Consider the following 9,410-nt stretch of genomic DNA (forward strand, 5'->3'; position numbering starts at 1 on the left):
GCGCACGAGTTTTGCAGATAGCGCCGTATTTTTCGAAGAGGCTTCGAAGTCAACCCCCTTTCACGACCGATATTCTCACGGAAATTGCAAAAGGCCGGGCGCATAGTGGTGAAAAAATCAGCACAGGGAAGGTCAACAATGAAAATCGGATGCCCCCGCGAGATCAAGCCGCAGGAATTCCGGGTCGGGATGACCCCGAATGCCGCGCGCGAAGCCGTCGCCCACGGGCACAGCGTGGTTGTCGAGGCTGGCGCGGGTGTCGGCTCGGGCTTTGACGATGCGGATTACGTGGCTGCGGGCGCGACGATCCTGCGAACGGCGCAGGAGGTCTTTGCCGAGGCCGATATGATCGTCAAGGTCAAGGAACCGCAGATGAGCGAGCGCCGCCTCCTGCGCGAGGGGCAACTGCTGTTCACCTATCTCCACCTTGCGCCCGATCCGGCCCAGACCAATGACCTGCTGGCCTCCGGCTGTACTGCAATCGCCTATGAAACCGTGACCGACGCGCAGGGTGGCCTGCCGTTGCTGGCGCCGATGTCCGAGGTTGCGGGCAAGCTGGCGCCGCAGGTTGGCGCATGGACCCTGCAGAAGGCCAACGGCGGTCGCGGTGTGCTGCTCGGCGGCGTGCCCGGCGTGTCGCCCGCCAAGGTCGTGGTGATCGGCGGCGGCGTTGTCGGCACCCATGCGGCCCGTGTGGCCGCGGGCATGGGCGCGGATGTGACCGTGCTGGACCGGTCGCTGCCCCGAATGCGCTACCTTGACGATGTGTTTGGTGGCCAGTTCAAGACCTCTTACGCCAGCGCGGGCAACACCGCGGACATGGTCGCGCAAGCCGATCTGGTGATCGGGGCGGTTCTGGTGCCCGGCGCGGCGGCGCCCAAGCTGGTGACCCGGGCCCAGCTGGCGACCATGAAGCACGGCGCGGCCATCGTGGACGTCGCGATCGACCAGGGCGGCTGTTTCGAGACGTCGCACGCCACCACACACGAAGATCCGATCTACGAGGTCGAGGGCATCATGCACTACTGCGTCGCCAACATGCCCGGCGCGGTCGCACGAACCTCTACCATCGCGCTTGGCAATGCCACCATGCCCTTCCTGCTGGCGCTTGCCGACAAGGGCTGGAAAAAGGCCTGCGCCGACGATCCGCACCTGATGAACGGCCTGAACGTCCATGCCGGCAAGCTGACCTACGCGGCTGTCGGCGAGGCGCTTGGCATCGACACCATCTCTCCCCTGGAGGCGATCCGGGCCTGATCCCCAGCCCCGCCTCCAACCAGGTGCACGGGACGGTGTCCAGACCGCCCCGTGCACCCCTGATCATCCCGGCACCCCCTGCCGGTCCCGCCGGATCAGCGCGTAGAGCGTCAGGCTGACCGCAAGCGCGGCGAGAGATAGCGCGATGAGAACGCCCAGCGTCCCCTCCGGCCCGATCCGTGCCACCAGCACGGCCCCCGCCAGCGGCGCGGCCGAAGAGGCCAGCAGCACCGGCATCGCGATCTGCCCCATGATCCGCGCGTAATCCTCCGGCCCGAAGACCGCCAGCGGCAGCGCACCGCGCGCGATGGACCAGAGCCCGTTGCCCCCGCCGAAGGCGATCAGCGCGGCGGCGGCCGGGAGGCCAAGCTCGAGCCCGGCAAAACCGAAGAGGATCAGTCCGGTCGAGACCAGCAGCGTCCAGATCGGATGATGCCGGCCCCGCCCCATCATCTCGACCACCCGCGCTCCGACCTGCGCCGGTCCGATCAAGGCGCCGAGCGAAACGGCGGCGGCGAGCGAATGGCCCAGCGAGGTGAGGATCGACATGAGGTGCACCATCCACAGCGAGGACAGCACCGCCAGCAGGATACCGGTGAGCGCCATGCACCAGAACCGCGGGTCCATGTGCGCGGGGCGTCCGCCCTCGGGCCCGCCGCCGACCCGGTGGGCCAGTTCGGGCGGCACCCGGGGCAGCGCGAACCAGCAGAGCGGCAGGGTCACGCAGAGGTGCAGCGCGGCATAGGCGAGGCAGGTGCCGCGCCAGCCCAGCGCCTCGACCAGAAAGGCCGAGATCGGCCAGCAGACCGTACTAGCGAAACCGCCCCAGAGGGTCAGAGCGGTGATCGCCCCGCGCGCGCCCGCGCCGTAGATCCGCCCAAGGGTCGAGAAGGCAGCGTCGTAGAGCCCGGCGCCCATGCCGATCCCGGTCAGCAACCATGCCAGCAGGTAGACGGCCTCGCTCTGCGCCAGTGCCATGATCACCAGCCCCAGCGCGATCAGGCCCATGCCTGTCGAGAGCACCCGTCGACCGCCCTGCGCCTGGATCACCCGGCCCACGCGGCGCGAGACGAGTCCCGCCGCAAGCAGACCAACCGAGAGGCCACCGCTGACCAGCCCGGCGGACCAGCCGGTTTCCGCCTCGACCGGTGCGGCGAGCACGGCAAGGAGGTAGAAACTGGAGCCCCATGCAAAAATTTGCACGATCCCGAGAACCGAGATCGTGCGTGTCCTTTCCGAAAGGATCATCTGCGCCTCATGCGCAAAGCGAAATCGCGTGTCTGTCCTGCCCTCACCGGGCCTGCAGGGCGTCGCGGATCTCGATCAGGATGTCCTTTTCCGAAGGGCCGGCCGGAACCTCGGGGGCGATATCCTCGGGCTTTTCTGCCAGCGACTTGACCCGGTTCACCATCTTGACCAGCAGGAAGACCACCCATGCGATGATCAGGAAGTTGACCACGGCCATGATGAAGCTGCCATAGGCGAAGATCGAGGCACCCGCTGCGCGCGCGGCTTCGAGGCTGGCGTTCGCCGGTACGTCACCGGACAGAACGAAATAGTTGTTGGTGAAATCCAGGCCCCCGGTGAAAAGGCCGATGATCGGGTTGATGATGTCGGCGACCAGCGACGACACGATCGCCGTAAAGGCGGCACCGATGATGATACCGACCGCCATGTCCATCACGTTGCCCTTGGCAATGAACTTCTTGAATTCCTGAATCATTCCTAGTCCCTCGATAGATCCGGCCCCGGCACCTGTTCACCCAGACACAGGGTGAAGCGCGCCGATGCACCGAACCAAGGCTGTTATCCATGGGAAAAAGCCTTAGCTTCCCCCGCAAGTTTCGCAATGGAGTCCTCGATGTCAGCTCTCACCGATTTTCCCATCACCCGCAAATGGCCCGCGACAAATCCCGGGCTGCTGCAACTCTACTCCTTTCCAACTCCGAATGGCGTAAAAGTTTCCATCGCACTGGAAGAAATGGAAATTCCCTACGAGGCGCATAAGGTCACGCTGGCCGACGCCGACGTCAAAAGCCCCGAGTTCCTCTCACTGAACCCAAACAACAAGATCCCCGCGATCATTGATCCGAACGGCCCCGATGGAGAGCCCATCGGCCTGTTCGAGAGCGGCGCGATCCTGATTTACCTTGCCGAGAAAAGTGGCAAGTTGATCGGCAAGACCGCCGCCGACAAGGCCCATGTGATCCAGTGGCTGATGTTCCAGATGGGCGGTGTCGGCCCGATGTTCGGCCAGCTCGGGTTCTTCTACAAGTTCGCCGGGAGCGAGATCGAGGACCCGCGCCCGCGCGAGCGTTACATCAACGAGGCCAAGCGCCTGCTGGCGGTCATGGAGAAGCAGCTGGAAGGCCACGACTGGATCGCGGGCGACTTCTCGATTGCCGACATCGCGTTGGCCCCCTGGGTCAACTCGCTGGACTTCTACGGCGCGCGCGAGGTCGTGGGCTGGAGCGACCACAAGAACCTGATCGCCTATGTCGACCGCTTCATGGCGCGCCCCGCCGTGAAGAAGGGCATGAACATCCCGCCGCGCGGCTGATGCCCCTCAGGACCCGGGAGCAACAGGTTCCCGGGTCTGTCCCCTGCACGATTGAGCGAGAGCGCCCTGCTGCCCTATAAAGTCCGGATCGAGACAAGCCGGAAAGGACCGCAGGTGTTCAACCGACTGAGGATGCTCTACACCGCCGACACCCCGGCGGCCCACCGTTTCCGCTATGGCCTGCTGATCTTCGACCTCGCGACGATCCTGTTTGTCGTCGTCACGTCCTTCTTTCCCCACACCCCCACGGTCGAAGTCATCGATTTCCTGCTCGGCGCCCTGATCCTCGGCGACTTCCTGATCCGCCTTGCCATCGATCCGCAGAAGAAGAGTTTCTTCCTGCGGCCCGCCAGCTGGGCCGACATGGTGGCGGTTGCCTCGTTCCTCGCGCCGATTGCCGGGGAGGGGTTCGGGTTCATCCGCGTCCTGCGCACGCTGCGATTGCTGCACACCTACGAGCTGACCTCGCGGCTGAGGAAGGACTTTGCCTACTTCCGGCGCAACGAGCAGGTGGTGCTGGCCTCGGTGAACCTCTTCGTCTTTCTCTTCGTGATGACCGGGCTGATCTACGTGTTGCAGCACCCGACCAATCCCGAGATCGGGAACTACGCGGATGCGCTCTATTTCACCGTCACGACGCTGACGACAACGGGGTTCGGCGACATCACCCTGACCGGCACCTCCGGCAGGATGCTTTCGGTCGGGGTCATGATCGTCGGGGTCACCCTGTTCCTGCGACTGGCGACGGTGCTGTTCCGGCCTGCCAAGGTCCGCGAGGAATGCGACACCTGCGGGCTTCAGCTGCACGACCCGGACGCGGTGCACTGCAAGCACTGCGGGGCGACCATTCACATCAAGACTGAAGGCCACGTCTAGCCACAACGGAATTGGGGGTAGCAACGAAGAAGCCCCGGGAGTGACCCGGGGCTTCGTGCTGTCGTGTCTGGCCCGCGTCAGCCGCGCAGCGTGCCGCCGGTCGCCTTGGTGACCTTCTCGACGATCTTGGCGGTGACCGCCTCGATCTCGGCCTCGGTCAGGGTCTTGTCCTTGGGCTGGATCCGGACGGTCACGGCCAGGGACTTCTTGCCCTCGCCAAGCGAGCCGCCGATGAACTCGTCGAACACGCGCACGTCTTCGATCAGCGCCTTGTCGGCCCCGGCCGCCGCGTTGACCAGCGTCAGCGCCTCGACGTCGCCATCCACGACGAAGGCGAAGTCGCGCTCGACCGCCTGCAGGTCGCGCAGTTCCAGCGCCGGGCGGGTCGCGCCGGTCTTGCGCGGCATCGGGATTTCCTCGGGATAGAGGGTGAAGGCCATCGCCGGGCCCTTCACGTCCATCTCCTTGAGCACTTTCGGGTGCAGTTCACCGAAGACGCCCAGCACCTTCTTGGGGCCGAGGCAGATCTTGCCGTGACGGCCCGGGTGCCACCAGCCCTCGGCACCGCGCAGGATCTGCACCTTGGCGGGTGCGCCCATCGCCGCGAGGATCGCCTCGGCATCGGCCTTGACGTCGAAGACGTCGACCGGGCGTGCTGCGCCGTGCACGTCCTTGGGCCCGGTGCGGCCCACCAGCAGGCCGCTGATGACGGTCTTCTGTTCCTGCGGCTCGCCGCCGAAGAAGGTCGGGCCGACCTCGAACAGGCCCATGTCGAGGAACCCGCGCGCCTGGTTCTTTGCCGCTGCCTGCAGCAGGCCGGGCAGCAGGTCAGGCCGCATGTGGCTCATCTCGGAGCTGATCGGGTTTTCGAGCATCGTGCCATCGTCGCCACCACCGAACAGCGCCGCGCTGGACTGGTCGATGAAGGAGTAGCTGACGCATTCGTTGTAACCCAGCGCCGCCGCCGTGCGACGCGCCGCCTGTTCGCGGCGCTGCATCGGGGTCATCACTGACGCGGGAATGCCATCGGTGACGCGCGGCAGCGGACGGCCCTCGAGCCGGGTCAGCGAGGCGACCCGTGCGACTTCTTCCACCAGGTCGGCAGAGCCCAGCACGTCGGGGCGCCAGCTTGGCACCTGGGCCATGTCGCCCTGCATGCGGAAGCCGAGGGCCTCCAGCGTGGCGACCTGCGTCTGAGCCGGGATTTCCATGCCGACGAGGCTCTGCACGCGGTCGGTGTCGAGCTTGTAGGCGCGGGAGTGATCCGGGACGGCGCCCGCGACAACCACCTCGGACGCCTCGCCCCCGCAGAGATCGAGGATCATCTGCGTGGCCAGTTCGAGGCCGGGAACGGTGAACTCGGGGTCCACGCCGCGTTCGAAACGGTAGCGCGCATCCGAGTTGATCTTGAGCGCGCGACCGGTCAGGGCGATCTGGACGTTGTCCCAGAAGGCCGACTCGAGGAAGACCGTGGTGGTCCCGTCGGTCACGCCGGTGACTTCACCGCCCATGATGCCGGCAATGCTCTCGGGGCCGTTGGCGTCCGAGATCACCATCATGCCGGGCTGGAAGGTGTAGGTTTTCTCGTCCAGCGCTTCCATCGTCTCGCCGCCCTTGGAGCGGTGGATGCGCAGGCCGCCCGACATCTTGTCGACGTCGAAGACGTGCAGCGGGCGGTTGCGGTCGTAGGTGAAGAAGTTGGTGACATCGACCAGCGCCGAGATCGGACGCAGGCCGATGGCGCGCAGCAGGTCCTGCAGCCACTGCGGGCTGGGTCCGTTCCTGACGCCCTTGATCACGCGACCGGCGAAAACCGGGCAGCCGTCGAGCGTGTCGTCCTCGATGGTCACGTCCACCGGGCAGGGGAAGGTGCCCGCCACCGGCTCGATGGCGCGGGTCTTGAGCGTGCCGAGGCCGCGCGCCGCGAGGTCGCGGGCGATGCCGGCCACGCCCAGCGCGTCCGGGCGGTTCGGGGTGATGGCGATCTCGATCACCGGATCCACCTTGGCCGGGTCGTTCTCGGCCAGCCAGTCGACGAAGCTGTCACCGACCTTGCCCGAGGGCAGCTCGATGATGCCGTCATGTTCCTCCGACAGTTCAAGCTCGCGCTCGGAGGCCATCATGCCGAAGCTGTCGACGCCCCGGATCTTGCCGACGCCGATGGTGATGTCGAGACCGGGGATATACATGCCCGGCTTGCAGACCACGACGGTGATCCCCTCGCGCGCGTTCGGTGCGCCGCAGATGATCTGGAGTTCGCCTTCGTCGGTGTCGACCTTGCAGACCCGCAGCTTGTCGGCATCGGGGTGCTGCTCGGCGTGCTTGACGTAGCCGAGGGTAAAGCCCTTGAGCGCGTCGGCCGGATTGACGACCTCCTCGACCTCGAGGCCGAGGTCCGTCAGCGCCTCGGCGATCTCGTCGACCGTTGCGGTGGTGTCGAGGTGATCCTTCAGCCAGGACAGGGTGAATTTCATGGGTCTTATCCTTGCTCAGCTCTTGAGGCGCTCGGCCAAATCCTTGGTGTCACCCATCGCGGCCAGCTTCAGTTCGCGTACCAGCCGCAGGGTCGGCTTGGCGGCGAAGAGAACCGAACCGGCGATGAACAGCCAGGTTCCGGTGGTCTGCCAGTTCTCGGACAGGAACATGATCGAGCCCACGAGGAAGGTCAGCGCGGCGCCGAAGTCGATCGCGGTATAGGCGATCTCGTACAGCGCGTAGAGGCGGCTGCTTTCGGGGTTCTGGTTGCGCCTGTCCTTGTGAAACAGCATGTCCGGTCCTGTCCGGTCTGATGGGTGACGGTCAGCGCTGGCAATGGCAAAGAAAGGCCAAAGATGCAAGGCTCACGGGGCCTGCATCGCCCCGGTGCGCGTCCTGTTGACGGGTCAGAGCGACGCCAGCCAGTTCGCCAGTTCGAGCATCCGCACCGGCGCGGCAAGTTCGCCCGCCCGGACGCCGAGCCGCTCCGCCGCATCGGCGTCGTGATCGGCCACCGCCAGCAGCGCACCCTCCTCGGGGTCGAGGCGCCCCGAACCGGCAAGGTAGGGGCCGATCTTTCCCGGCACGAACTCGGGATGGTACTGGCTGCCCCAGAACCGGATCCCGTCTTTTTCGTAGGCGAAGGCCTGCACCGGCGAATGGGCGTTCCCGGCAAGAAGCACCGCGCCCTCGGGCAGGCGGCGGACCTCGTCGCGGTGAACGCAGGGAACGGCGTAGCCCTGTTCCCGGCCTTTGAGATAGGGGTGACGCAAGCCATCCTCGGTCATCCGCACGTCGCGGGCGAGACCGACCTCGTTGCCATTGGGCGACTCGCCCGTCTCGCCGCCCAGCACCGATGCGGCCAGTTGCATCCCGTTGCAGGATCCGAGCACAGGGATGCCGAGCGCGAAGGTCGCGCGCATGATCGTGGCCAGCGGTTCGACCCGGTCGTCCTGCGTGCTCCATTCGACCGCCGATCCGGTGAAGACCACACCGTCATAGACCGAGAGATCGCCCGCGCGGTCACCGTCATAGGGCGCGATGATCTCGGTCTCGATATGCGGATCGCAGGCGGCGAGCGCCCGGGCGTAGCCCTGCCCGGCGGCGTCGCTGCCCCCGGCTACCTGACGGGCGTTACAGTCGGAGGGATTGGAATCGACGATCAGGATACGGGGCATGGTAGCACTCACAGGAGGGGACAGGCCCCTGCCTAGGCCAGGGCGCTCTCCCCATCGCGCGGCTTCGCGACCCGGGCGTGCCAGATCGCGACTACTCCACGACCTCGACCACATCGAAGTATTCGAACAGCACCATCATCTCGGGGTCGAATTCCCCGATCCGCCGGAAGTAGGCCTCGTGCCCGCGCCGCCAGCCTTCGAGCGAGTCGTCCTCGCCCTCGGCCAGCGCCATCTCCTCGGTCACGTCGCAGAACCTGATGCGGTGCAGCGCCGTGGTCTTGGTCACCAGCGCCGGGTTGCCGTCCCAGTCGGTGGCGATATCGCAGCGCCCCACTCTCGGCATGGCTGTCGGTTCGACCTCGAACAGCCACATGGCCGCGCAGGTGGCCCGCTTGCGGCCCTCGCGTACGAGATCGAGCAGTTCGTCGCACAACAGCGCGTTGTCCCCGAACCGGTAGGTCACCGCACCCGGGTACTTTTCTTTCAGCTTGGCAATCGGGTCGCTCATGGGTTGCCCCGTCAGGCTGTCTCCACCGCTCAACGCGCGAAAACGAAAAAGGGTGCATGACTGACATGCACCCTACTTAGCCCGGTCCGATCCGGTCAACTGGTCGCGCGTGCCTCAGCGCGAGAGACCGCCGTGCAGTGTCGGCATGTCGAGGCTGGCAAAGCCGTAGTGACGCAGCCAGCGCAGGTCGCTGTCGAAGAAGGCGCGCAGGTCGGGGATGCCGTATTTCAGCATCGCGATCCGGTCGATGCCCATGCCGAAGGCAAAGCCCTGGTAGACTTCGGGGTCGATGCCGCCGGCGGCGAGCACCTTGGGATGCACCATGCCCGAGCCCAGCACTTCCATCCAGCCATCGCCCTCGCCGATGCGCAGCTGACCGTCGACCCAGGAACACTGGATGTCGACCTCGGCCGAAGGCTCGGTGAAGGGGAAGTGGGAGGCCCGGAAGCGGGTCTTGATGCCGTCGATCTCGAAGAAGGCCGAGAAGAATTCTTCCAGCACCCACTTGAGGTTCGCCATCGAGATGTCCTTGTCGACGGCGAGGCCCTCGACCTGG

The 9,410-nt window shown here is 65.9% G+C and carries 10 protein-coding genes; 3 read left to right on the forward strand and 7 right to left on the reverse strand.

Annotated elements, in window-relative coordinates:
• Positions 1-138: 138 nt before the first annotated feature.
• Positions 139-1,257 (forward strand): alanine dehydrogenase, encoded by a 1,119-nt coding sequence (gene ald, locus DDT93_RS13170; RefSeq protein ID WP_109466303.1) that lies wholly within the window; start codon positions 139-141, stop codon positions 1,255-1,257.
• Between the two features lie 63 nt (positions 1,258-1,320).
• Here the strand turns inward: ald and DDT93_RS13175 are convergent, their stop codons facing one another.
• A complete protein-coding gene (locus DDT93_RS13175) occupies positions 1,321-2,505 on the reverse strand; it encodes an MFS transporter (RefSeq protein ID WP_109466304.1) in 1,185 nt (394 codons plus the stop codon).
• Positions 2,506-2,548: 43 nt separating this feature from the next.
• Entirely contained in the window at positions 2,549-2,980 is a 432-nt protein-coding gene (gene mscL, locus DDT93_RS13180; protein ID WP_109466305.1) for a large conductance mechanosensitive channel protein MscL, read from the reverse strand.
• Positions 2,981-3,118: 138 nt separating this feature from the next.
• On the opposite strand from mscL, the gene DDT93_RS13185 reads away from it, so the two are divergent.
• Positions 3,119-3,817, forward strand: a complete 699-nt coding sequence (locus DDT93_RS13185; RefSeq protein WP_109466333.1) for a glutathione S-transferase family protein — start codon at positions 3,119-3,121, stop codon at positions 3,815-3,817.
• 114 nt (positions 3,818-3,931) lie between these two features.
• On the forward strand, positions 3,932-4,693 hold the full coding sequence (locus tag DDT93_RS13190) for an ion transporter (RefSeq protein ID WP_232825449.1): 762 nt from the start codon (positions 3,932-3,934) through the stop codon (positions 4,691-4,693).
• A 77-nt stretch (positions 4,694-4,770) separates the two neighbouring features.
• Here DDT93_RS13190 and pheT read toward each other — a convergent pair whose 3' ends face one another.
• The 5 genes from pheT to DDT93_RS13215 form a co-directional block, all read right to left on the reverse strand.
• Positions 4,771-7,167, reverse strand: coding sequence for a phenylalanine--tRNA ligase subunit beta (pheT, locus tag DDT93_RS13195; protein WP_109466306.1), 2,397 nt, complete (start codon positions 7,165-7,167; stop codon positions 4,771-4,773).
• Between the two features lie 15 nt (positions 7,168-7,182).
• Positions 7,183-7,461, reverse strand: a complete 279-nt coding sequence (locus DDT93_RS13200) for a YrhK family protein (protein ID WP_109466307.1) — start codon at positions 7,459-7,461, stop codon at positions 7,183-7,185.
• Positions 7,462-7,575: 114 nt separating this feature from the next.
• Positions 7,576-8,346 (reverse strand): type 1 glutamine amidotransferase, encoded by a 771-nt coding sequence (locus tag DDT93_RS13205; protein ID WP_157960165.1) that lies wholly within the window; start codon positions 8,344-8,346, stop codon positions 7,576-7,578.
• A gap of 91 nt (positions 8,347-8,437) precedes the next feature.
• Positions 8,438-8,854 (reverse strand): ASCH domain-containing protein, encoded by a 417-nt coding sequence (locus DDT93_RS13210; RefSeq protein ID WP_109466309.1) that lies wholly within the window; start codon positions 8,852-8,854, stop codon positions 8,438-8,440.
• Between the two features lie 114 nt (positions 8,855-8,968).
• Positions 8,969-9,410: tRNA ligase subunit PheS family protein (locus DDT93_RS13215; protein ID WP_456297925.1), on the reverse strand; the 442-nt coding region annotated here is incomplete at its 5' end.

This window comes from Albibacillus kandeliae (genome assembly GCF_003116585.1).
GTDB classification, from domain to species: Bacteria; Pseudomonadota; Alphaproteobacteria; order Rhodobacterales; family Rhodobacteraceae; genus Albibacillus; species Albibacillus kandeliae.